A 26,292-nucleotide genomic window follows, 5' to 3' on the forward strand; every position below is an offset into this window, starting at 1 on the left:
GTCAGATTATCAGACACTAGTGATGCGTTTTGAGTGTTTTAAGTGTGCTGAGAATTCAATGAAATATTATGCCTGAGTGATTGTGCATAGATTTTTAGCTCTAATAGGACATTTATTAGAATATGGACACCAAGAAAAGTTAGTCTGATTAATAAAGATGATAAGTTAATATCATGTATTTGTAATTGTTGAAGTTGATGTTTAAATTTAGTAGGTTTAAAAGAACTCCACCTAGATGAAATATGTATTCCAATTAATATCAATTATTTTTTTGTTTGGCTGTAGCAACGAGAAAACAGCTAGTTTCTTAAATAAGGATGAACAAAAATGGCTTTCGGAGAATGGCGATTCAATTAGGGTAGTTCAAGATCCTTTATTTGCTCCTCTTGATTTTATAAATTCAGAGAATGAAGTTGTTGGTATTTCTGATGATTATTTAGATTTAATTGAAAAGAAACTAAATATCAAATTCATTCGAACACATCGTAGCAGCTTAGAAGAAAATCTAAATTTAATTAAGAATAAAAAAGTTGAAATTGCGACTTCTATAGCAAAAACTCCACAGCGTAGTAAATATTTACTTTTTACAGAACCTTATTATCAATCACCCGCAGTAATCATTAGTAATAAAAACAAAAAGCTTTTTATTAATGATTTACGAGGGAAAAAGGTTAGTGTAGGTAATTTATTTGCAGTACATGAATATTTGGTGAAAAATTATCCTGAATTAGAATTAGATCCAGTACCAGATGATTTAACTGGATTGAAAAAATTAGTTTTCAATGAAACAGATGTGATGATAGCGGATTTAGCGTCGGTTTCATTTCATTTAGAGAATTTGGGCATTGTGAAGCTTCATGTAGCTGGTGAGGTAGATTTTACCTACAGAATTGCAATGGGAGTACGTGACGATATGCCAATTTTAAGGGATATTCTGAATAAGACAATTCGTTCAATTAATAGAAGTGAAAAAAACAAAATACGGAAAGATTGGGTTTTCCTTACAACACGAGAATTTTGGGAACGTAAAAACTTTTGGTATTGGTCGAGTGCTATCATTCTGGTTTTGTTAATCGTATTTTCAGTTATTTTGTTTTTTAATCGAAGGTTGCAAAAATTGGTTAAGCGACGTACCTCAGAGCTAAATAAAGAACTTCAACATAGGCTGATTGCAGAAAACTCTTTACGAGAAAGTGAAGAAAAATATAGGATTGTTGCAGAACAGAGAGGGCAGATTGTATATGATTATAATATATTGAATGATTGTGTTCTTTGGTCTGGAGATTTGAAGAATACTATAGGAGTAAGTCCAAAGGAATATGAATCAATTACCATAAAGGATTGGGAGAAATTTGTTCATCCGGATGATGTGATTGAGGCCACGGAATTGCTGGAAAAATCAATAGCCAATGGAGAAAACTATGACGTAATATATAGATATCAAAGAAAAGATGGTTCTTATGTTCCTATTAATGACAAGGGTACTTTTTTGAAAGATAAAGACAATAAGGTTTATCGAATGCTTGGAATAATGAGTGATATATCAATGCAAATTGAAAGAGAAGAGCAGCTAAAAGAGGCAACAATTATTGCTAAAAATGCAGATCGTCTAAAAACGCAGTTTCTTGCTAATATGTCACATGAAATAAGAACACCAATGAATAGTATAGTTGGCTTTTCTTCACTATTGGCTGCACCAAATTTATCTAAAGATAAACAGCTTAAATATTGTAATGTAATTCAGAAAAGTTCCGACTATTTGCAAAAAATAATTGATGATATTATGGATATTTCCATGATTGAGAGTGAACAAATTAAATTGTTTCATGAAAAGGTGAATATTAAAAATGTAATTGATAATATTAAGGATACTTTTGAAAATCATGATAAAATTAAAAATTATTGCATTGAGTTGAAGGTTCAAATTGATTTGGATGAAATTCATGAGAATGTTTATACTGATGAGGTAAGATTAAAGCAAATACTGATTAATTTAGTAGGAAATGCATGTAAATTTACCAGTATTGGAACCATACTAATTCATTGCTCGAAAAGAGATAGTACCTCTTTATTATTTAAAATTAAAGATACTGGTATGGGAATTCCTGAAGATCAAATAGAGGTTATATTTGATCGATTTTTACAAGTTAAAAATCAAGGAATGGAGAACAATAGTGGAACAGGTCTTGGTTTATCTATTTCGAAAGGTTTGGTTGAATTATTAGGTGGAGAAATTTGGTGTGAATCTGAAGTTGGAGTTGGTACAACTTTTTATTTTACAATTCCTGTAAGGCTTTGAATTTTGAAAATTAAAGTAAAAAAGTAATACATATAAAAAAGTCATTGATTTTTCAATGGCTTTTTTCTGAGTTCTTAAATCTGGAATATATAAATACCACACGATTAAAAAATGTGAATATTGAGTATTCAAATCATTGGTAACTAAATTTTTCAGATCAATTTATAAAATTCCTTTGTTTTTTTGACAAAACTAATGCTTAATTTAATAATGCATGTAAAGGTAAATAAAGAAAAGATTGTGTTAAGAAGCTGGAAATATAGAGTAATATTTTAATTGTATGTTGATGAGTAGGTTTAAAGGAGTGATTAATGAAGTTTGATTCTGGTATTTTCATTTCCTCACAAGATTATGATGCTAAACATAGTGTTTCTGCTGGATTTACAGGGCTTTACGATGAAAAAAACTTATTAAAAAAGCTTTGTGATTTTTATAGAACTTATATTTTTGCCGTTCAAATTATAGCAATTTTATATGATCCGAAAGATTCAATACTTATTTGCAATTAGCTCAAAAGAGCGATTTCACCGATATCTTTTAAAGAAAGGTGTTAAAATTGGCAAGAATGTTAATTTTAAGAATAGAAAGACCTTGGATTTTGATTTATCAAAGCCATCTTTAATAGAAATTGGGGATAATGTATTTTTCAATAAATATTTTACACTCTTAACTCATGATGCAGTATCAAGATTGTACAGGGTGAAATACAAGGATTATATGCCTTATTCTATCGGAAAAGTAAAAATTGGAAATAACGTTTCTTTTGCCCGTAGGGTTACTGTTCTTAAAGGTGTGACCATTGGTGACAATGTATTTATTGGACATGGTTCTCTGGTTTCAAAAGATATTCCATCAAACTGTATTGCTGTAGGCAGACCGGCTAAACCTGTGTGCTCGCTGGATGAATACTACGAAAGATCAAGAAGAAAATATATGGAAGAAATGAAGGAGTATTATTATCATATTAAGAATAAAGAGAATAGAACTCCTACAGTTGAAGATTTTAAAAAAGAGTATTCATTATTTATTAATGGTGATAAGATTGATGAATTTCTGGAATCTTTAGATAAAAGATCGAATAGAAAATTAAAACAAGAAATGGAGGGTAATTATGATTATTATAAACGTAATCATGTTGCCATGTTCAATGGATTTGATGATATGGTGGCTAGTTTTTAGCCAATTGAATTTTGATATTATAAAAAGAGCCATTGAAAATAATCAATGGCTCTTTGTGAATTAAATAACAGAAATAAATTATATCATAGGCATATGTGTTTAGTGTGTGTTAAAGTATTTGTTTGTGTTGTTTATTTAAATGCGGCAAACTTTTGTAGGCTTACCACTATTTCGTTTTATCGTAAACATACCAGTATGCAGTACCTACAAATAGTGCGCCTCCAACAATATTGCCTAAGGTTGCAGGAATCAGGTTTTTAACAATGAAATCCATCCAGGTAATGTCTGCACCGTGGAATATGGCAACAGGAATAAAGAACATGTTGGCAACACAGTGTTCAAATCCCATAGCTACGAATGCCATTACCGGGAACCAAATTCCTAAGATTTTGCTGGCTATGTCTTTTGATGCATAGGCTAGCCACATTGCCAAAGCTACCATCCAGTTACATGCTATTCCTTTTAGGAAAGTTTTGTAGAACGGATTTGAAGTTTTTGCAATTGCGATATTGATTGCGGAATCTACTGATGGTGAATGCATAATTGCCTGAGTTAAATAAACCAGAAAATAGGCAACAATGATCGATCCAATAAAATTACCGAAATAAACAATGGCCCAATTCTTTAAAGGTACCTTTGCTGACATTCTTTTTGATAGTACCGAAGGAATGAAATAAGCTGTATTTCCAGTAAATAATTCAGCTCCGGCTACTGCGCAAAGAATTAAGCCTAAAGGGAAAACTGCTCCGAAAAAGAACTTTTGTAATCCCGGGTTGCTTGCTGCTAGGCCTGGCATTGCTCCACCAACAACCAAGGCTAATAAGCTACCCATTGCAATATATCCTCCTGCTAAAATTGCCAATACAAAGGTTTTCTTTGAAGGCATTATTTTCTTTGCTTCAGCTGTATGGTTAACTTCTTCCACAGTTTCTTTCGGAGAATTAAAACCGGTTGAAACATGCGGCGTTACTATAGGTGTTGCAGATTTTGGTTTTACCACCTCAATGACTTCTGTTGTTTCTTGAAATGACATGTTTTTTTATTTAGTAGTTTAGTTTATAGTAACCAGATATCCTATTTTTATTATTGCTTGATATTTTCCAGTTACTATTTGCTCAGTACCAGGTTCGGTACTAATTAATAATTACTTCTTTAAAATACTGGCTAAGAATATCTTTTGCAGTTTTCAACTGCTCAGCCGTATTTTCAGGAACACCTTCCAGTTTGTATTCCCACTTTAAGTGTTCGTATTTGTGAACCCCAAGTTTGTGATAGGGTTGAATTTCCAATTTTTCAATATTTCCGTATTCCTGAAAGTGTCTGCCCAGTTCGTGCAGGTATTCAGGCTGATCGGAATAACCAGGGACTAAAACATAGCGCATCCAGGTTCGGATGTTTTCATCACGCAAGTGTTCTGCAAATTTTAGTGTGGTATCGTTTCTTTTTCCGGTAAGCTTTACATGCAAGTCCGGATTGATGTGTTTGATGTCAAGTAATACTAAATCGGTATGAGACATTAGTTCTTTTACATCATCGTTAAGAACATTTCCATTGCTGTCGATACAGGTATTAAAACCTTCTTCTTTCAACTGCTTGAATATTTTTTTCAATTCAGCAGCTTGCCATAATGGTTCTCCTCCTGAGATAGTTACACCACCCAACTTCCCAAAGAACGGACGTTGGTTGCGTGCTTTTCTCATGATCTCCTCAAGTGGAGTAGGAGTACCTCCTTTAAAAGTAATAGTATCTGGATTTGCGCAATACAGGCATTTAAAGGCACATCCCTGTAAAAAGACAACCAGACGTATTCCAGGACCATCATAGGTGCCTAGCGATTCAAATGAGTGAACGTTTAACATGGTTAATTGTGATTTTGTATAAGTGAATCTGGACTTATTAACCTAGGTATTCACTAACCTTACCAGTTGATTAGAGCAGTGCACAGGTTAAGGTTGAATTAAAAAAAAGAGCCCGGGTGCTCAATTACTCCCGGAGCTCTCTATATAGTAAGTTGTTAAAACGTTCTTACATTTTCTCGAAGAAGCTACGAGAGATTACCTCAAGTTGCTGTTCGCGAGTCAAACGTACGAAGTTTACAGCGTATCCTGATACGCGGATAGTTAACTGTGGATATTCTTCTGGACGCTCCATTGCATCTTCCAACATCTCACGGTTCAATACGTTTACGTTCAAGTGGTGAGCACCTTTGATGAAGTAAGCATCCATCATTGTCACCAAGTTTTCCTGACGTGAATCTTCAGTAGCACCTAATGACTTAGGAACAATTGAGAAAGTATTTGAGATACCGTCCAATGAATCTTCGTAGTTAATTTTTGCTACAGAGTTCAACGAAGCAATCGCACCGTTTTGGTCACGTCCGTGCATTGGGTTCGCACCAGGGGCGAAAGGAACACCAGCGGCTCTACCATCAGGAGTAGCACCAGTCTTCAAACCATAAACAACATTAGAAGTAATGGTTAGGATAGACATAGTTGGCTCTGCATTCTTGTAAGTGTGAAGCTCTTTCAATAATCCGTTGAAGATCTTTGGAATCTCAACAGCGAAACAGTCTACACGGTCATCATCGTTACCGTAGTATGGGAAGTCTCCTTCAATTTTGAAATCGCAAGTTAAACCTTCTTCATTACGAACTGCAGTTACCTTAGCATTCTTAATAGCAGAAAGTGAGTCAGCTACGATAGAAAGACCAGCAATACCGTAAGCAAGGTTAATTGCAGGGTTAGTGTCAACTAGAGACATCTGTGCTTTCTCGTAGTAGTACTTATCGTGCATGTAGTGAATGATGTTCATAGAGTCGTTGTAAACTCTAGCCATCTCTCTCATTGCAATTTTGTAGTTAGCCATTACCTCGTCGTAGTTCAACTCGTCGCTAGACAAAGCAGGGATACCGTTGATCAACTGAGTACCAGTTTTTTCACAACGACCACCGTTCAATGCCAACAATAAAGTCTTAGCCAAGTTACAACGTGCACCGAAGAACTGGATTTGCTTACCAATTTCCTGGTAAGAAACACAACAAGCAATACCGTAGTCGTCAGACTTACGAGTATCACACATCAACTGGTCATTCTCATACTGGATAGAAGAAGTATCGATAGAAACCTGAGCACAGAATTTCTTGAATCCTTCTGGTAAAGTATCAGACCAAAGAACAGTCATGTTTGGCTCTGGTGATGGACCTAATGTGTAAAGAGTGTTCAAGAAACGGAATGAAGTCTTGGTTACTTTAGTTCTTCCGTCAAGAGTGTTACCACCAATCGACTCAGTTACCCATGTTGGGTCACCAGCAAAAATCTCATCGTAAGCATTCATACGTAGGTGACGAACCATACGCAATTTCATTACGAACTGGTCAAGCATTTCCTGAGCAAATTCCTCAGTAATTGTACCTTCCTCAAGGTCTCTTTGAATGTAGATATCAAGGAAAGTGGAAACATTACCCAAAGACATTGCTGCACCATCTTGCTCTTTTACTGCTGCAAGGTATCCCATGTAAACCCACTGGATAGCTTCTTGTGCAGTTTCAGCAGGACGCCCCAATTCTAGATCGTACTTAGCACCTAATTCTTTGATGTGACCCAAAGCTTTGATTTGCTCAGCAACCTCTTCACGTAAACGAATCAATTCGTCAGTCATGGTTCCTGTCAATCCAGCTAAATCTTCTTTTTTCGCTTCAATCAAACGATCGATACCGTAAAGAGCTACACGACGGTAGTCACCAATAATACGACCACGAGCGTAGTTATCTGGTAAACCAGTAAGGAATCCTAATGAACGGAACTTACGGATTTCAGCTGTATATGCATCAAAAACTCCATCGTTATGAGTCTTTGCGTAGTTGCGGAAAATATCTTTAACACGATCTGATACTTCAAGACCTTGTTCTGTACAAGCTTTTTCAACCACAGCAATACCACCATATGGTTTCATTGCTCTGCGAAGCAATTCGTCTGCCTGTAGTCCTACGATAACCTCTAAAGATTTGTCAATATATCCAGCACCGTGAGAAGCGATCGTTGAAACAGTTTCAGTGTCGATAGAGCGAACACCATTGTTTGCACGTTCTTCTTTTACAGCATCAAGACACATTTGCCACAATTGCTTTGTGCGGTCTGTAGCTCCTGTTAAGAATGATGCATCCCCAGTGTATGAGGTTAAATTGTTACTAACGAAATCTCTAACGTTAATTGTCTTTTGCCATTCACCGGCTTTAAATTGCATTTTTACCATTGCAGATAATAGTTTTCTTTGATTGAATTTTTTCAATCATGATTAATTCAAATCCTTAGCGTTGAATTTGAACTCGAAATGGTTGTGTTTAAAATTATATTTTGTTTTTGATTGTCAAAATTGACAATCTCAACACAGAAAATAAACAAGATAAACTTGTCCGTTTTCCATTCAGAGCGCAAAGGAACAGACTATTTTTTTGTTACGCAATACCAAGATGTTATGATATTGCTTATGCAAAGCTTTTCGAAAGGCTAAAGTTTCTGGTATTCTTAGAGTTTTGCAATGTAGAGATTGCAATGTGAAAATGTCTAATTTAGAATTAATCTAATTGTTTGGAGTTCTTCTTTTATAAGAATTTGATAACTGAGTGAAAAATATTATTTAACATGTATTTGTTAAATGAAAATCTTGTTAAAAAAATGAACTAGCTATATAAAAAACTCTTAACGAGATGGGGATTGATATAAAGAATAGAAATGTAGCAAATAAACAGCCTCGTTTTTAGTAGAACGAGGCTGTGGCGATTAGTCTTAATTTTTTAAGTTGATTTTATTTAAATGCAATCCATCAGATTGAATTCCACGTGCATATTTTACACCTGCTTTTCCGAATATCATGGTGTAACCTATAGAGTGATCCTGTGGGATTCCAATCAAGTTTCTCAAAGTAGGATCAATTTCTTCGATAACCCAAGTAATCATTCCATTCCAAAGGGTAGCAACTTGGTTTGCATTGGCTGCAAATTCAAAATAGGTTAGGGTAATCAATGAATCCATTTTTGGAGATGCATCTTTAGCTGGAGCAGTTGCAATAAGCATGTGAGGAGCATTTCTAAAAATGATATCTACACCAGCTTTTTCCCAAAGTTTTTGGAATGAAGCAAGCATGGAATATTTTTTAGGAAGCTTTCCTTCTGCCGATGTTTTTTTGATTGCATTATAAACTGCCTCACGGAAAATAATGATGTCCTCTATATTGTCGATTAAAGAGAATAATACGGCATTATCGTTGTGTCCAGTTGGAGCATGTGATGCTGTTTCCATCAATTCCTGAATCAATTTCTGATCCAAGTTTTCATCTTTAAATTTGCGAACCGACCTTCTGGTTTTAATATGATTACTCATGGCCTGAGCCGATGGCATTTCAGCTTTACATGAAACCGAATCTTCAGGATTTTTGCCTAATATTGAAATTGCAGCCGTTGGACAAATGGCCAAACAGTGCTGACATTTCATACAATTCCTTTCTTTTTCTTTAGCAATGGAAGCCTTGGGAGTAAGGTTGATAATTCCTACCGGACAATCCTCTTTACATAGGCCACATTCAATACACTTGTCTTCTGCAACTTTAAAGTCGATCATTTCTTTTGATTTTCAATTCTTGTATTTTCCAAATGGAAATTCGCGACAAAAATAGAATACTTCTTTTATAAATCAGTAAAATGCAGAATCTTCTTGTTTTATTTACGATGGATTAATATTGGAATGAATTTTAAGATAGTCGTCGCTTATTTATTCGTAGGTAATTGGAATACTAACATTGAATTTGGAACCTTCTCCTTTTGTAGATTCAACCGTAATTTTACCTCCAAGTAAAATAGCATTTTCTCTTGCTATGGCAAGACCTAGTCCAAGTCCACTTTCTAAATCAGAAGTACTATTCTTTTCTTGGGTGAAGCGATTAAAAATTGTACGATGATATTTTTTACTTATGCCAGTTCCGGAGTCATTTACGCTAAGTAAGATGTTTTTGTCAGATAAATTAACATCGATTTCAATATAGCCTTTTGAGGTAAACTTTATAGCATTATCAATTAAATTACTCATGATTTTAAAAAGCTTTTCACGGTCAATAAGAAATGAAATATCATCAAAATCTTTATTTTTTATACTGAATTTCAAATTTTTCTTTTTAGCCTTGCCTTCATGGAGAGTACCAATATCAGTTAAAAAATCAGTTAGGTAAGTTTTTTGAGAGTTGACTTTTATTTGTCCTGTTGCGAGCGCCGAAATTTCTAAAATATTATCAATGATTTTAAGTAATTGATCGCCACAGTTATTGATGATTTCGATATATCTATTTTTTTTGATGTCATCAATACTTGTGGATTCTAGCATAGATGTGAATCCAAGAATTCCATTTAAGGGAGTGCGAATTTCGTGAGACATATTTTTTAGAAATTCAGACTTTAGTAAATCGCTCTCTTCTGCTTTTTCCTTGGCTTTGATAAGATCTCTAGTGAGTTTCTTTTGGTTTGTTATATCCCTTACAAAAGCAGCCAAGAGAAACTCATTTTCATTTTGTTCTAAAATAGCAATACTAACATCAAGATCTATAATTTTATTATTTTTAGTTCTATGTTTGGTTTCAAAACGATCAGCTTTTAGTTTTAGAATTCGTTGAATACGTTGGCCAATTTCTTCGGGAGATAAAGTTATTTCCAAGTCTTTAATATTCATTTTTAGAAGCTCTCTGCGATTGTATCCAATTAATTGAGAATAAGAAGGGTTTACATCTTTAATATCCCCGTTTTGATCCGCAAGAACATAGCCATCTAAAGTGGTTTGTACAGTTTTTTTGTTTTTGTTAAGTTGAATCTGAAGTTTTTCGTTTGCAAGTTTTCGGTCGGTAATATCAGATATTATTGATATAAAACCAATATGTTTTCCTCGAACATCATATTCATAATCCCAGTTTATTTCTAACCATATAGTAGATCCATCTAATCTATTATTACTTGTTATATATGCGATTGGTTTTGGCTTTTCTTTAATAAGATGTTGTAGGTATGTTTTTAATTTATTAATGCCTTCTTTGTCTTTTTCTGCAAACCAAATTGGTTTTCCGATTAGTTCTCCATCTGGATATCCTAAAATTCTATGATGTGCAGGGTTACTATATGTAATTGTTCCATCAAGAGAATTAACTTGAATTCCATTAGGAACAGTATCAAATATTAGTTGAAGTTTTCTTCTGGTGTCATTTGATATTTTATTGGCTGAACGAATGTTTTCAGTAGCCAAAGCAATGAAAAATGACGAAATTAGAAATAAAGCAAGATAAGACTGTAACTTTATAACCGCTTCAACGGCAGATAATGATTCGTTAGTAAATGGACCATTACCCAGGGCTGTAAGTTGAATTGTTGCAACAACAAGTATTGAAGAAAACAATAAAGAACCAAAAAGTCCATATTTTACTGCTGCGATGATTAGCAGTGGAAATATAAAGAAAATGGTAAGTAGGTAAATGTGACTGTTATTTTCTAGGAAAAATGTAGCGTTAGAAATGGCAATGATTTCAATAAATATTAATATCCAAAGTAAATAATGCTCCTTTACTTTTTGCCAACTAACACTTTTAAGCCATTTAAAAGTGTATAATGATAATGGAGCAACAAATAAGATTCCAAGTCCAGCAGAAAGCATCCATGTTCTATAAATATCTAAAAATCTTAATTCAGGATTTTTATATTTTAACATTAGTGCTCCTATAGTTGCACTAATAGAAGGTAAAATAAGTACACATAGCAACAAAAACTTTGCTAAATCACTAAAGCTCTCGAATTTTTTTTTATTTCGTACAATTGAACTATATAATATCGCGGCTCCATAACTCTCTATCAAGTTTGCACTCAGAAAAACTACAATTAAGTCAATTGGTCGATTGGTGTATATAAATTCAAAAAGTATAATGCTAGGAATAAGAATGAATAATAATGGTATATAGAAGCGTTTGTCAATAAGAAGTAAAATACCTAACAGATAACCATCTGGGAGCCACATTAAAGAAATGTTATTTGGAGGAGCCACTAGGTTTAGTGCCCAATACATTAAAATTAGATGCCCAATAACGATTAGAATTATTTTTTGCCAATCAGTTCTACTCAAAGAGTTCATAAATGTTCACAATCAATGGTTGCAGATGAAAAAATCATTTTACATTAAAATATGACATATGTACCAATAAATCAAATTATTATTTCATGAGTGTTTTTTATTTGTATTGCAATATACTAGTGCACAAAAAAACCTGCCCAAATGGACAGGTTTAATATTTTCATGTTGCGAAATTTTAGAAAGCAACAGATACTCCCAACTGGATTACAGAGTTTTGAACTTTAGCATCATCTTCATCAATAATATTAGATAATCCTAAATTATATCGCAAGCCTAAAGCAACTTTTTCAGATATATCATATTCAAAACCTAGTGCTAGTCCTAAATCTAGTCCTTTCATTTGGTCATCTGCATCACCACTAATAGTTGCATCGCCTGAATCAACTTCAGCTTCAGAACTTAAGTGTATACCAATTTGAGGACCTGCTATAGCATGAAATTTATCAGCTAATCTAGCTCGAAGTAACAATGGAATGTTAAGGTAGTTTGATTTCCATGTGACATCAGAACCGTTGCCATCCATTTTAAAGCCTTGTCGAGAATATACCAATTCAGGCTGGAATGCAAGTTTTTCATCAATAGCAAATCTTGCGAAAGCACCTATAAAGATATCTGTTTTTACATCAGAATCATCAATATCATCTCCTTTAAAGTTTGCAAAGTTTAATCCACCTTTTAAACCGAATTTAACATCTTGAGCAAATAAACTTGTACCAACAAATAGTACAGCAACTAGTAGTAAAATTTTTTTCATGTGATTTGTTTTTTAATTTAGCGAAGTAAACATACAAAATATATATGTTTTGATTTGTGTTGTACAATATGAAAAATGTTCTTGATTGACGAATAGGAGATAAGTCTTTGTCAAGTTAAATATTCTTCATGTCAATTTATATGATGAAATTACATCATAGATTGGAGTATAATTATCAACTGTTATTTTCTATATCGACTTCTTTTTACCTCATGTTTGCTTGATGAATTTATTTTGGCTTTATTTTCCTCTGTTGTTTCAGGGGCATCGCTAAGGTAAATGGCTTCTTCGCCAGTAGAGGTGATTTCCAAAACTTGACCATACTCTTCCGGAAGACCTAATTCTATGGCATCTTTCCATTCTCCATGACCAAATACAGCAATTTCTTCGTCTTTTTCCAGAATTCCCTCTTTGCATCGTAAGGTTTTGTTAAAGCCAAAGAAACCTGTTGTATCAATTCCTTTGCTACTTAAGAAAGACTCCATATTCTCGGTAGGATCATTCAAAAAACCTGATTTGTACTTGGCATCCTCAACAATGTATGATTTCAAGAGTGTGTCGTTAATGTAAGCATATTTGCTACCATCTTTAATCACGTATTTGCAGTGTCTTTCCTCGTCAACAAGGGTATCCCATGTCGAACTTTTCCCAGTTGATCTTTCTTGCTCAATCAGTACATGATAAAGAGAACACTTTCGTCCGGTAAGAGGAGCGATTAAAGGAGTGTCTACAAATTCTACTTTCCCTACTATTCTGGCTGTTTCTCCACTTCTAAAGTTAGAAAGTCTTTTGAGTTCGGAGTTCTTTAGTTTACGCTTGATAATTGCTTTTTTATTAAAGAAAAATGCCAACAAAAATACGACGGCAATTATTGCTACAAAGACGATGATGATTGTTTCTTCCTGCATTCTAATCTATTTATTATTTGAATTTACTTGGCTACGCTGCATTTCACAATGCCTTTCTTCTCTGAAGCCAGATAAAGGTTGTCTTTGTTGTCAACAATCATAGGTATGAAATTACAACCTTTTACCAGTTCCTCGATTCCTTTTATTTGTTTTGCTCCCTTTTTACTGTAAATTTTAATCCGTGTAGGATCTTTCTCTACGGTAACAATGGCACCATTTGATAGGGTAGCAACACTTACAGGATTACAGCACCCATGAAAATCACTCAACTCTTTCCCGCGTTTGCCAAATGCCATTAAACTGTTTCCATTGTAATCGAAGCCCTGAACTCTAAATGCACCTAAATTGGCCACAATAATTTCCTTTTTATGGTTTACAGAGAAGTCGAGAATGCCACAGCAAGAACGCATATCGTCTATTTCCTTTAAAAGCTCACCTGATGTTCTATCATGAATCTGAATCTTTTTTAGTTTGCAATCTGAAACGATTAGATGTTGATCTACAACGCGACTACCCGAAGCAATATGAACTCCTGATAGTTTGTAATGGCCAATTGCTTCACCTTCTTTCGAGAAAATTTGGCACTCTACGCCAACAGGCAATTCTTTTGATATCATTCTGCCTCGAATCTTTTTCTTTACGAGTTTCATCTCGCTTGATAGGATATAGATATTGTTTTCGACATCTACGGAAATTGCAGTAGGTTTACCTGAAATAGACGGCTTAAATTTATTTGCAATTTTTCCAACTTCATCTAAAATCAAGATGGTTCCATCCTTTTTAAGAGCACAAAGCTGGTTGTTTGTAAAACTTGCCAAATAAATTACATCCAGAATATGTTTCCCTTTGTATTCTTTGTTTACCTGGTACGAAACCGGATGAACTCCATCCATGATTTTATCCAAACCAATTTCTAGTCGGCGCATATTTTCAACTTTGTTGATTAATTGGGCTACATAGGGTTGCTTCTTTAAATCAGGATGCAAATCTTTCACCAATTCGTATAGTTCCTCATAGGTTTTAAATAAGGTTTCTTCTTTAACCAGATATGCTGAGAATTGTGCTTTTGGATTCTTCTGCATAAAATCCTTTTTGTATTGTTTTAGAGCTGGACTTCGTTCTTTTCTGCTTAGTTTCATTATAGGCTTTCTGCCTTTTTGGTAACGCTCATAATCATCATGAATCACTGATCCTGTAATTTTGGCATTTTTAAAATCATTAACCGATCCTTCAAGTTTCATTTCCACATTCTCAAGCATTATCGTTTTTCTCGGAGTAGATTTTATTCCCAATCCCTTTGTCTTTAGACTTAACATGCCTTGAACTAGGTTGGGATAGTTTCCTGTAAAACAAAAGTTTCCATTCTCAATTTTACTGGTATCTCTTTGAAAGCCACTTTTCGTAAATGCGAGTAATACAATTTCTCCTTTATTTATGCCACTTATATGACCATTAAGAACAAAAGACTTATTGTTTTCTATGGATTTACCAGTTATAGATAAAACCATCAGCATTGTGAAAGTTAATAGGATCTTTTTCATGTTTTGGGTGTTTTGGTTTGTGATTTGATTAAAGAATTACTTCAGATAAGGATTTATATTTCTTTCAAATCACTAAATGTACACAACATCTATTCTTTAGGCAAGAAATCATAAAAATTAAAACGAAACTTTTAGTAATATCAGTCTATTTGATATAGGATTAACAAAAATAATGTTAAAATATTTGTTGTTTTCTTATAATAATTATAACTTCATTATCGTTTTCAAGAAAGAATATGTTGGATAGAGGTGATAGGTGAATTCTTAAAAAGACTTATTATGCTATTGCAGATTAAATTTGATAACCAACTGTTGCTAATCGTAAAGACCCTAGATACAGGATGATGTATCTTAATAGACTTCAAAGGGACAAAAATACAACTTGATTTTAGATGTTAATAAAGGGCTTGGATTTTTATACAAGCGCATTTTGTGAATGTAAAATATGCTCGGAATTTCGTCCGAGAGGTATATGTGTATCACATAAGGGGTGTGTATTTTCGTCCGAAGCCATTTTCATAATTAAAAATGTGCTCGGAATTTCGTCCGAGGGGGGTATGTGTAACACATGGGGGGTATGTATTTTCGTCCGAAGTCATTTTCATAATTAAAAATGTGCTCGGAATTTCGTCCGAGGGGGGTATGTGTAACACATGGGGGGTATGTATTTTCGTCCGAAGTCATTTTTAATTCACAAAATGTACGCGGAATTTCGTCCGAGGGGTATATGTGTAGTCTGAAATCCCCATAAAACAAGCAAAATATCTATAATTAGAGGTTAAATATAAGAGTTAGGTAATGGAACTTGTGAAGCGATATGTGAATCGGGTTCTGATGTTCAATTTTAAAATCAATAAATATGCCTTATTTGATTTATCCACAATCTGATTTTGGAAGATTAAAATTACTTGATCGGGTTACAGTAACTGCAGCTGATGATGTAGAATTGGGTAAAGCAATTTTACCTGCTGAATTGTTGACTGATATTGAAACACAAAAAAGTGCTTATCAGTCGGTGTATGACAAGTTTAATGCAAGTTTGTCTACAAAATCTAAAGAAGTCAGAGAGAAGCAAGAGTGTTTTTCGAATTTGGATTTATATGTGCGAGATTTCTTCGATGTTCTTAAGCGTCGTACCATTCGTCTTGAACATCCAGCTGAAATTTTGCGTTTTTACAATGTTGCTATTAATGGTGAGTTACCTGATTTTAGGAAAGATGAAGATTTGCTAAAAACAGGAGAGAATATTGTAAAAGGAGATGCGAATGCTATTGCTGCTGGATTTCCAGCCATGGCAAATCCATCGGCAGAAGAATTAGGTGTTGTACTTACTGCTGCTAAGAAAGAGATGGCAGAGATTGTGCCTGCTGATCGGGCCTATGAGATGGTACAAAAGGAGTTGGGTGAAATGCGCATGCCAATAGATGAATTGATTCGTGAAATTGCCGATTACATTCAATTTGCAGGACGAAGAGATAATCCTTCTAATGTGAGAAGAACAATGCGTACCTATGGTTTCGAATATCGTTATTTAAAAAATGAACCTGTTGAGGAGGATATTGTAGAAACGGAAACTGCTGAAAATAAATAGTGAACCAAGGGGCATGGATACCCAAAGGTTCACTAATGTCGAAAAAAAATGTGCTCTGTTGATGTTTTTAAAAAAAACCTATGGTAAATGTCAGTAAACCAAAAAATGCAATGCATAAAAACACAACAGAGCCATTTGCTTTGTAAAGCTAATAAATAAAGTTAAATCGTCGAAGAATAAAACAATAGAAAACTTACAGATTAAATAAAAAAGTGGAAGGAGAAGTATGAGAGGTGTCCCATTTTGACATTTATCTTGCTCTTTAATACCTTAAAATGACTTGTTTAAAATATAATTTACAGATAGAAATATATTCTTAACTGACTATAAAAGAGATGAATTTACAATTAATAAGATACAGTATGTCGGAGAGCTCTACATTGGGCATGTTGTTTATTGATGGGTATTTTTCTTGTTATACTCTCGAAGATACAGCGAGAGAAGAGAAAATACCAGGAGAAACATGTATACCGGCAGGAGTTTATGGAATTACCCTTAGAACAGAAGGAGGACAAAATCATCGGTATACTCAGAAATTTCCGAAAATGCACAAGGGAATGCTGCACTTGTTGAATGTGCCGAATTTTAAATACATCTATATTCATTTTGGCAATACAAAGGAAGATACCGATGGGTGCATATTGGTGGGAGATGGTGTTAATAACAATCAAATTGAGGAAGGGTTTGTTAGTAGTAGCGTTAAGGCCTACAAGGGAATCTATAAGATTATTGTAGATGCAATTGAGGATGGAGAAGGGGTTTGGATTGAGATTATTGATGGTATTCCTGCCCAGACCAATCAAAAACAATTGACCAATGCTTTTGTAGCTGCCAATAAGCTTAATTTACGAAAATCGCCAAGTGGTGAAGTGGAAGGCGTTCTACATCAAAAAACACCAACCAAAATTCTCGAATCGCAAGATGGTTGGAGCAAGGTGTTGATAGAGGGCTGGGTTGCTGAGGAGTATTTGGAAGAGTCGTAGAAAGTCTTTATGGTAGAGAAGTGATAAGTCTGGAAGGTGTAATAGTTTATTGCCTTGAAATGAAATAACCCAGACAAAGGTTTTTCAACCTGACTGGGTTATTGTTAAAGATGAAAATTAACTATCTATACATTTGGTAAACTATAACATTTAGTTATTGTAAATTCTTTAGATCTGTTTTCAATTTGCCCATATCATAAGTGGTATAATACGATATAAGAGTACCATCTTTATCAATTAAAATCATGGTTGGATAATCAATAATTATGTAGCGTTTATCAAAGTTTCTTCCGTTAGGAACAATTTCAAAGTGGTACGATTTATTTCCTATTTTGTCTTTCGATTCTTTTTTGGTTGATTGACTTATGAATATTCCTTGGATGTTTTTATGCTCAGATAATATTTTTTCAAACTCGAGGAATGGCTTCTCAATTAAATTTGGTTCATTAATTGATAACTGGAACTGAAGTAAAATATACTGACCTTTTAGTTTGTCAGAATCCAAAGTTTTATTAGTAATTGATTTCATAACAAATGGGAGGAATACTTCTCCTTGCTTAACTCTTTTGCCTGTGTCTCGAGTAAACTTTTCTTTACTTACAATGTTAGGATCAATTTCATAACGTTCAATCTCTCCATACTTATTAATAACTTCTTCAAGGTTTAGTTTCTTTACACTTAGTAATTCATATACTTCCTTTTGTGACATTAGAGCTCCCGTATTCTTATTGTAAATTTTACTTGGATCTATACGAGTAGTATGTGAGATGGTAGTTTGGCATATTGCTTTATTACAAAAAAAGAGTACAGTAATTAATAATACAGTTTGAATTTTCATTTTAAGTTAATTTTTTGTGATTTGTTATTATTAGTAATACGAATGTAAATAATATATATGTAAAATTTAAAAAAATAGCTTACTTCCTGTTGAAGAATTGTATAAGGTTGTTAGGATTGGAATGGTAATGAGTCTTTGAATTTGCACTTAAGTAGTTGCTTGTTTGTAAGGTGTTGAAATATTTGGTATTATAAAAAAAGAGCCACAATTAATTTTTGTGGCTCTTTTGGTTTGACATTTTTTAGTTTATACTAACATAGATAGGACACTGCAGAATGATTAAGCTTTCTTTTTCTTACCTATTTCTTTTGGCGTTCGTACCCAATCTTTCGTTACAATCATGTAGCCAGGATCAACAATTAAAGTATTGGGTTTACGTTTTACCGTAAATTGCACTTTATTTTTACCTGATTTTAATTTCAGTTTCTCATTGTACAGCTCCTTATTCTTGGAGTTGAAAGCAGCTACTTCAATGTAGTCGTTACATGTGGTTTTACTCTCTTCACCTTTGCCATCAACATAGTACTTTTCTACATCAATTATAGCATCAACTGTATAAGTGAAATCCTTGTTTCGGGTGTATGTTACCGAATCAATATTGGTTTTGTAGAGCGTAATTTTTTCCAGTACATCCTCCACAAAATATTGCAGGCTATCTGGTGTTTCCGATTTAATTCGGTCAATTAGATCAGTTGTTGTTGGATAGGGAGCACCTTTAAAGGCATATTCCTTTAGGAAACCACTTAATACATTCATGAATTTTTCTTTGCCAAGGTAATTGCCAAGGGCATTCATTGCCAATGCACCTTTTTTATAGTAGGTTGATTGCTGGTATGGCGCAACTTTGGCAAGAGGTCGTTCAGCGCGTTGTTCATCCTTTCTTGAAGAGACATATCTAAACATTTCATTCTTAAAGAATTTGTTCATTCTTTCCTTGTCGAAATAGGTGCTCATGCACTGCAATGCACTGTATTGAGTAATGGATTCCATTAACATTTGAGAACCCTCTACATCGGCGGCGGCCACCTGATGAGCCCACCACTGGTGAGCCATTTCATGTGTAGTTACAAAGAATGGATAATCCATGGTTTTCTGATCGTCTTTTACATCTTCATTGTTAAGATCTCTTAAATCGGCAATGAAACCAATGCCTTCCGAGAATGGAATCATATTTGGGAACGATTGAGCATAGCTTGAATATCGCGGAAACTCAACAATACGAAGCTGATCGAATTGATAAGGCGAATAACATTTGGTATAAGTGTCCAGTGATACTTTCACGCCATTCATCATATTGTCCAGGTTATACTCGTGTCCTTTGTGATAATAGATACTCAAGTCAACTGTTTTACCATTCTCATCTTGCCATTGATCGGTCTTCACCTCATATCTGCCCGAAAGAATAGCATAGTAATTGATCATTGGGTGTTCCGATTGATAATGGAAATAGTTTCTGTTATTTTCTTTCCATGATTTAATCAACTTTCCCGGTGTTAAGGCGGTTTGATCAGCCGAAGTACTTACCACGGCTTCGAAATTGATAAAATGTGAGTCGTTACTGATAAAGTGTCGATTAATACCTTTGGGATCATCAATGCTCCTTACGATATCACGTTTTGGCAAATCATGCTTTTCACGAGTACGCTTGTCTGATAATTCTCCTTCAACTTTATATCCTACTGAAGGGAACAGGGAGTTGTAGAGAAATGTACCATTCTTTTGAGTGAGGTTGTTGGCTCCACTTAAGGTAAAACCGTCATTGAAAGATTCAAACTCAAACTTAAGTTTCAGTTTTTCATTAACCTGAAGGGGGACTTCCAACTTGTATATTTTAATATGAAAATCATTATCGCTAGCAATCAATTTTGCTTTTCGGTCTAACTCCAATGTTTTGATGAATCGATTTGAGTTAATATAAACAATTTCCATTGGCGAAGAGCTTAGATTTTGCATGGTGTAAATTCCCTGAGCAAGAAAATTTCCTTGTTCCGGATAAAGATCAGCATTCAGATATACATCGGTAATCTTTGGCTGAGCAATCGCTTCATATTTTTTAAAATCTTTTTCGTAGCGAACGGTTTCCAATTCTTTGGTATAAGGAGTTTTATAATCTCCTTTTATGTTTGTATTGTAGAAAATGAATGAGCCCAATAAAAGAGCTGCAATTGCAAGTGTTGCGATACCTTTTAAAGGATTCCCTTTTACTCTTTGCTTAAAGATGCTTAAACGGGTTTTCCAGTGACTTTCAGTTTGACTTACCAATAGCTGATTGCCAAGAATGATTAAGATACCAGCAATAAGCAACCAGTAGAATTTAAAAATCCAGTATGGGAATAGTTCAAATCCATATCCGTTCATGTCGGAATAAGATACACTGGTTCCAGATGCATATATCAATAGTGGATGCTTGAAAATAATGGCAGCAAAGTATTTGTCAATTACCCAATACAGCACTATAAATACATAGCCTATATATTTGTTGTTAACCACTATATGAATGAGAAAGGCAATGGTCATAAGTAGAATTGTATTGACGAATTGAATGCCGAATACCGATGTAAAATATAAGCCTAATTCATAATTGTAATATCCAGCCATGCTTTGAGCTATTACACCGCATAGAATCAGTATTAAATTAATAAATACCATGCCAGCAGTAAGGGCAATAAATTTACTGGATAAACTTACCCATCGAGGAATAGGATAGGTATGAAAGATTTCATGAATTTTCTTATCGCGATCCCGCCAAATCATATCGCCAGAGAACAGAAGAACAATGATGAAGATAAAGAGCTGTATGCTTCCTCCGAAAATTTGTAATACCTGATAGGTAACTGGATAGGTATTGGTATCGTACATTTTACCTATCCCTTTTGATGCTACAAAAAGGAAAATCAACATGATAAGACAAATTAACCAGAAATAGGCACTTCCAAACAATTTGTTGGTTTCGAAGCGGGTTAGTTGCAGCAAACTTTGAAGCGTATTTTGTTTTTGTGATACTTCAGGAAGTTCTCTGCTTGTACTTTCCATATTTTCGTCTGTTGATGCCATATTGCTTTGCCTGTTATTTCGTTTCCCCAGTTTAATTTGGCGGAGGTTATATGCAAATTGAAATCGGAAATAGGTTAATGTCATTAAGAGTACACCAAATCCAACCCATAGGATTCGATTGTATAAAAAGACATTTTCCAATTTGGCGCCTGTATCGTTCATATCCGATGCAGAATTTCCAACAGAAACTTTCAGTGATGCTGCAATGCCAAAGGGATCTAAGAGTGAAGCAATGTTTTGACTTTCCAAATCCTGAAACAGGTTCATGGCCACTGCATACAAAATGTAGAGTGCCAATATGGAAATCCAGTTAACAACAGCATTGCGCAACAGGATACTTAATGAAAAAAAGATGGCGCAAACAAAAAATACATTGGGTATGATACGCGTGAAGTAAGGGTATAGATAGGTAGCCCATTCGTTAGGACCAATGTATGCCTGGTTTAAATAGGGCATTAAACTACCCACATAAAATCCGAAGCCCACACCGGTAAAAGCAAGGATGCTTAAAAGGTATGCAGCACTAAATCGACCAAACAAATAATTGACCTTTTGCAAGGGGGTACTGTACATTAACTCTAGTGTGTTGTGTTGATAGTCTTTTAGCACAACATTGGCGCATAATGCTGCCACCAAAAAGATGCCCAGATAGGAAAATGTACCCATGAAGATATCTAAAATACCAGGTGCATTAATGAAAATATTGTCGCCACCAAATTGGATGTTGATGCTTGGAATGGCTCCTCCTGCAGCATTAATAAGAGCAAAGGCAATTAGGAACAGAATCCCCCAATAGATGTATATGGCAGGGCGATTTATGGCACGCTTGAATTCGAATCGGAATATTTCGTAAAACATGGTTTGAATTTTAAATTAAAACTAAGCTATCAATTGTCAGCGTTCAGCTTACTTTATTGCAGAGAAGTAAACATCTTCTAAATCAGGAGAAACATTTACGAAGCCATTGTTTGGATGTTCTTCCTGCAGGATATGGATTAATGGCTTACCTTCGTTTAAGTGAGAGGTGATTAATTGGTAGCTTGCCTGGTACTCATTAATTTCCTGTTTTGTGATACGCTTTTCCCATATTTTTCCATTCAATTCAGTAATCAGATCGGAAGGACGACTGTTGACTAATACCTCTCCATTGTTTATGATTGCCATGTCATTACACAAATCTTTTACATCATCTACGATGTGGGTCGAAAGGATTACTACCTTATCTTCGCTAATTTCGCTAAGCAGATTGTTAAAGCGATTTCGTTCTGCTGGATCAAGACCAGCTGTTGGTTCATCAACGATAATCAGTTCAGGTTTTCCTAATAGTGCCAATGCTATACCGAATCGCTGTTTCATACCACCACTAAAGGTGTGAACACTTTTCTTTCTGTTTTTATAAAGATTTACTTGGTTCAGCAGGAACTCTACCATTTCTTTTCGTTCCGATTTAATGTGAATTCCTTTTAATACTGCAAAGTGAGTTAATAATTCCTGTGCGCTAATGCGGGGATACACACCAAAATCCTGGGGGAGGTAACCCAAGACTTTCTTAACAGCACCCTTTTCCTTTAAAACATCTATACCATTAAAAGTGATGATGCCCTCATCAGGATCCTGAAGGGTTGCTATGGTGCGCATTAACGAAGATTTTCCTGCTCCGTTTGGACCCAGCAGGCCAAACATTCCACTACCAATGTTCAAATTTAAATTGTTTAATGCTTTTACCCCATTTGGGTAGGTCTTACATATGTTGTTGATTGTTAATTGCATGATTGTTTATTTTAATTTGTTAAGTAGGTTGATGAATCAGATCGTAAGGAGACTATGGAACAATTCCTGAGAAAAGTCTCAAGCTCCAATTTTCAAACTCGGAGGATTAGCGTAAAAGGAGTGAAGCAAATTGGAATAATAAAGTGAACTTCCGAACTTTGCATTACTCATTACTCATTACTCATTACATCTTCATTACTTTGCCACCCATGGCTTTCATTTCACTTAGCTTCTCTTCCTGAAGATCCTGAAACTGTTCTTCAGTGATTTCTTGTGATTCTACTGGTATTAGCTCTTTCTCGTCAATATCTTTAGAAAATGAAATGGCTTTAAAACTGAGGCGATCATTATCAACAGCTAGCACGGCTCCATTGAAAAAAAGTGATGGCATAGGAGTTATTTTTTTAGGAAAATATTTGGCCACCCAAAAGCTAAATGCATCATCGCTGCTTTTGTATTCATCGCACTTATAGCCAAGAATGTTTTTGCTTCTTCCTGTTGGTTTTGCATCGGATGTTATTATTGGAGTTTCGGTATGGAATAGTTCATCATCCAAATCAATGTAATTGCGGAATACATTCTTTTCAAAGTTAAACCATGTACTGTTTTTGCTACCACCCATTTGAATCATAACTCCTTTAGGTGAATCAGATTTTAATTCTTTCAGGCAACCATGCTTTTCGCTAAAAATGAATTGGAAGTTTTTGCTTGTGGTTTCCGGAATCATAGCTTTTAATGCTTGCTGATCAGGACCAAGACTCTTGTGAATGTTGATGATGTTTTCATAAACAATGGTACCTTGCTTTTGAGCAAATATTGCATATGTACCCAATATAAATGTCAGTGCGGTAAATAATATTTTCTTCATAAATCTAATTGTTTTATAATTTGTAAATGGATTTCTTATTATCATATCAGCAAATGTATTGGGTGAGAAAGAGAATTTGGGTTAATGCTTTGTTATCTAGTGTTAACGTGTGTTAACGGAGAGAAAGGTCTTGGAATATGAGTGAGATTAATTGTACTTTAGTCTCTGAAAATTTATTACAGGTAATATGAGCAGACGAATACGTATTGTTTTATTATTGGTGTTTGTATCCATGTTTGGAGTGATTTTTATACAAGGATATTGGATCAATAAATCATATCAAATTAACAAAGAACAGTTACTTAAGGAATTAAACCTGGCTCTTGAGAAGAGTGTGAAAAAGGAGCTGAATGATCGAATGACGGGTCAAGCCAAAATGGTTTTAAGTGGCAATAATACCTCCGTTGTGTTTATCGGAAAAGAGAGAAAAACTGATATGAAAATTGATTCTCTCCTTCAAGGTATTTTTAATGATAAGGAAGGGAATGAGACACAAATTACCATGAACTTCTCTTCGCTATCAAATGATGATCAATCTTTGGATTCAATGCCCGAAAATCTTCAGTTTAAGATTAAGGATCTTATTACAGGCTTGTTAGTAGATGAGCTAAGTGGTGGTTTTAAGGTGAATACTCATCTTGTTGATTCAATGTTTGTTGATGAGTTATCAAGCAGAGGAATTGGATTGAAACACCATATAGAATTGGTCAACAGTAATGATTCTCTGGTTAAAAGTTTTGCTGCTAATCCGGCGGATACATTAAATACCATGTCTACTCGTGCTTTTCAGGTTGATCTTTTAGGAAAGGAAAAACTGCGGGTAAGAATCAATAATGAACAAGAGGTGATTCTGGGGCAAATGTTAACAGGACTTCTGGTTTCTTTGATGTTTGTTCTGCTTGTGCTATTTTGTTTGGTTTATATGCTTCGAACCATCTTTAAACAAAAGCAATTGTCGCAAATCAAAAACGATTTCATTAATAACATGACCCATGAGTTGAAAACGCCAATAGCAACGGTATCAGCTATTGTTGAATCCATGCAGAATTTTGGTGTATTGGATAACAGAGAAAAAACCAATAAATATTTGGATGTGTCTCAGAATGAATTGGGAAGACTTTCAGGATTGGTTGAGAAGGTATTAAACATGGCCAGAGAGGAGAGGGAAGCATTGAAAATGAGTCCTGAAGAGTTAAATGTTCGTGAGGTTTTTGACAATATAATCAATAGTCAGACTGTAAAACAGGAAGTAAAGCAGGTTTCTTTCGATTTAAAGGTTGATGAGGGTGCAGAGAAGGTTACAGCGGATCGTTTTCATATGGTTAATGTGATGCAAAACCTGATTGAGAATAGTATTAAATATTCTGGTGATCCTGTAATGATACGTATCACCTGTGAGCGCAATAGAGAATACCTTAAAATCAGCGTAAGCGATAATGGAGTTGGAATACCGAAGAAGCACCAGGCAAAAGTGTTTGATCAATTCTATCGTGTGCCAACTGGCAATGTGCATAATGTGAAAGGATTTGGCTTAGGATTGCACTATGTTAGGAATATTGTTGAAAAGCATGGTGGAAAAATAGGATTAAGCAGTGAAGTGGGAAAGGGAAGCACATTTACAATTAATTTACCTCTATAGTTATGAGTGAAGCAATGAAAATACTTTTTGTGGAAGATGAAGAAGCATTGGGCATGGTGGTAAGTGATAGCCTAAGAAGTCGTGGTTTTGAGGTGGATTATCATACCGACGGGGAAAGTGCTTTACAGGCTGCGCTTGAGAATCGATATGATGTACTTGTTCTGGATGTGATGTTGCCTAAAATGGATGGCTTTAGCATGGCCAGGGAATATCGTAAAAGCAATCGTTCAACACCAATTATTTTTCTTACTGCACGTTCGCAAACCGAAGATGTGGTAGAAGGCTTTGAACTTGGTGGGAATGACTATTTGAAGAAACCATTTAGCATGGAGGAGCTAATTGTTAGGGTGAAATCATTGGCGGGATGTGCCTTAAATCAGGAAAACAGTGAATTGGAAGAATGTTTTGTTGGCAAATATAAATTCAGCATACAAAAGCAAATGTTGGAATTGAATGGTAAAGTAAAAAGCTTGACTCACAGGGAAGCACAAGTGTTGCATATGTTGTTCGAAAAAAGAAATCAAGTACTCGAACGTAAACAGGTGTTGGACCAGCTTTGGGGAGATGATTCTTTCTTTAATGCCCGAAGTATGGATGTATTTATTACCCGCTTGAGAAAATACCTGAGGGATGATCCAAGCATTCAGATTGTAAATATACGTGGGATAGGTTATAAGCTGATGCTCTAATAAATCACACTAAGTTCAATGTAAAA

The 26,292-nt window shown here is 34.7% G+C and carries 19 protein-coding genes; 7 read left to right on the forward strand and 12 right to left on the reverse strand.

The window, feature by feature from the left end:
- Positions 1–235 precede the first annotated feature (235 nt).
- The 3 genes from BXY64_RS16495 (at position 236) to BXY64_RS16505 (ending at position 3,478) form a co-directional block, all read left to right on the forward strand.
- On the forward strand, positions 236–2,299 hold the full coding sequence (locus tag BXY64_RS16495) for an ATP-binding protein (RefSeq protein ID WP_120241090.1): 2,064 nt from the start codon (positions 236–238) through the stop codon (positions 2,297–2,299).
- A gap of 311 nt (positions 2,300–2,610) precedes the next feature.
- Positions 2,611–2,808, forward strand: coding sequence for a hypothetical protein (locus BXY64_RS16500; RefSeq protein ID WP_120241091.1), 198 nt, complete (start codon positions 2,611–2,613; stop codon positions 2,806–2,808).
- On the forward strand, positions 2,774–3,478 hold the full coding sequence (locus BXY64_RS16505) for an acyltransferase (RefSeq protein ID WP_120241092.1): 705 nt from the start codon (positions 2,774–2,776) through the stop codon (positions 3,476–3,478). Before BXY64_RS16500 ends, BXY64_RS16505 begins: the two co-directional genes overlap by 35 nt.
- A gap of 166 nt (positions 3,479–3,644) precedes the next feature.
- Here BXY64_RS16505 and BXY64_RS16510 read toward each other — a convergent pair whose 3' ends face one another.
- The 8 genes from BXY64_RS16510 to BXY64_RS16545 all read right to left on the reverse strand — a co-directional run bounded on the left by BXY64_RS16510 (position 3,645) and on the right by BXY64_RS16545 (position 14,834).
- A complete protein-coding gene (locus BXY64_RS16510; protein WP_120241093.1) occupies positions 3,645–4,511 on the reverse strand; it encodes a formate/nitrite transporter family protein in 867 nt (288 codons plus the stop codon).
- Positions 4,512–4,611: 100 nt separating this feature from the next.
- A complete protein-coding gene (gene pflA, locus BXY64_RS16515; RefSeq protein ID WP_120241094.1) occupies positions 4,612–5,337 on the reverse strand; it encodes a pyruvate formate-lyase-activating protein in 726 nt (241 codons plus the stop codon).
- Between the two features lie 166 nt (positions 5,338–5,503).
- Complete coding sequence (gene pflB / locus BXY64_RS16520) at positions 5,504–7,765, reverse strand: formate C-acetyltransferase (RefSeq protein ID WP_394340479.1); 2,262 nt, start codon at positions 7,763–7,765, stop codon at positions 5,504–5,506.
- A gap of 497 nt (positions 7,766–8,262) precedes the next feature.
- Positions 8,263–9,093 carry a nitroreductase family protein gene (locus BXY64_RS16525; RefSeq protein ID WP_120241096.1) on the reverse strand — a complete coding sequence of 277 codons (831 nt, stop codon included), beginning with the start codon at positions 9,091–9,093 and terminating at the stop codon, positions 8,263–8,265.
- A 150-nt stretch (positions 9,094–9,243) separates the two neighbouring features.
- Complete coding sequence (locus BXY64_RS16530) at positions 9,244–11,631, reverse strand: PAS domain S-box protein (protein WP_120241097.1); 2,388 nt, start codon at positions 11,629–11,631, stop codon at positions 9,244–9,246.
- A 175-nt stretch (positions 11,632–11,806) separates the two neighbouring features.
- Complete coding sequence (locus tag BXY64_RS16535; protein ID WP_120241098.1) at positions 11,807–12,385, reverse strand: porin family protein; 579 nt, start codon at positions 12,383–12,385, stop codon at positions 11,807–11,809.
- A gap of 182 nt (positions 12,386–12,567) precedes the next feature.
- Positions 12,568–13,293: a hypothetical protein gene (locus BXY64_RS16540; protein ID WP_120241099.1), complete on the reverse strand. Its 726-nt coding sequence runs from the start codon at positions 13,291–13,293 to the stop codon at positions 12,568–12,570.
- A 23-nt stretch (positions 13,294–13,316) separates the two neighbouring features.
- On the reverse strand, positions 13,317–14,834 hold the full coding sequence (locus BXY64_RS16545) for a DUF4369 domain-containing protein (protein ID WP_120241100.1): 1,518 nt from the start codon (positions 14,832–14,834) through the stop codon (positions 13,317–13,319).
- Positions 14,835–15,693: 859 nt separating this feature from the next.
- Here BXY64_RS16545 and BXY64_RS16550 point away from each other — a divergent pair.
- Both BXY64_RS16550 and BXY64_RS16555 read left to right on the forward strand, forming a co-directional pair.
- Positions 15,694–16,425: a hypothetical protein gene (locus BXY64_RS16550; protein WP_120241101.1), complete on the forward strand. Its 732-nt coding sequence runs from the start codon at positions 15,694–15,696 to the stop codon at positions 16,423–16,425.
- A 335-nt stretch (positions 16,426–16,760) separates the two neighbouring features.
- Complete coding sequence (locus BXY64_RS16555; RefSeq protein ID WP_120241102.1) at positions 16,761–17,408, forward strand: DUF5675 family protein; 648 nt, start codon at positions 16,761–16,763, stop codon at positions 17,406–17,408.
- A 154-nt stretch (positions 17,409–17,562) separates the two neighbouring features.
- Here the strand turns inward: BXY64_RS16555 and BXY64_RS16560 are convergent, their stop codons facing one another.
- The 4 genes from BXY64_RS16560 to BXY64_RS16575 all read right to left on the reverse strand — a co-directional run bounded on the left by BXY64_RS16560 (position 17,563) and on the right by BXY64_RS16575 (position 23,938).
- Entirely contained in the window at positions 17,563–18,246 is a 684-nt protein-coding gene (locus BXY64_RS16560) for a TlpA family protein disulfide reductase (protein ID WP_147376019.1), read from the reverse strand.
- A gap of 279 nt (positions 18,247–18,525) precedes the next feature.
- A complete protein-coding gene (locus BXY64_RS16565; protein ID WP_120241104.1) occupies positions 18,526–22,158 on the reverse strand; it encodes an ABC transporter permease/M1 family aminopeptidase in 3,633 nt (1,210 codons plus the stop codon).
- A gap of 48 nt (positions 22,159–22,206) precedes the next feature.
- Entirely contained in the window at positions 22,207–23,070 is an 864-nt protein-coding gene (locus BXY64_RS16570; protein ID WP_120241105.1) for an ABC transporter ATP-binding protein, read from the reverse strand.
- A gap of 184 nt (positions 23,071–23,254) precedes the next feature.
- Positions 23,255–23,938, reverse strand: a complete 684-nt coding sequence (locus tag BXY64_RS16575; protein WP_147376020.1) for a hypothetical protein — start codon at positions 23,936–23,938, stop codon at positions 23,255–23,257.
- 187 nt (positions 23,939–24,125) lie between these two features.
- Here BXY64_RS16575 and BXY64_RS16580 point away from each other — a divergent pair, with 187 nt between their 5' ends.
- Complete coding sequence (locus tag BXY64_RS16580) at positions 24,126–25,577, forward strand: sensor histidine kinase (protein ID WP_120241107.1); 1,452 nt, start codon at positions 24,126–24,128, stop codon at positions 25,575–25,577.
- A 2-nt stretch (positions 25,578–25,579) separates the two neighbouring features.
- On the forward strand, positions 25,580–26,266 hold the full coding sequence (locus tag BXY64_RS16585; RefSeq protein ID WP_211334527.1) for a response regulator transcription factor: 687 nt from the start codon (positions 25,580–25,582) through the stop codon (positions 26,264–26,266).
- Positions 26,267–26,292 lie beyond the last annotated feature (26 nt).

The organism is Marinifilum flexuosum, from assembly GCF_003610555.1.
Taxonomy (GTDB): domain Bacteria; phylum Bacteroidota; class Bacteroidia; order Bacteroidales; family Marinifilaceae; genus Marinifilum; species Marinifilum flexuosum.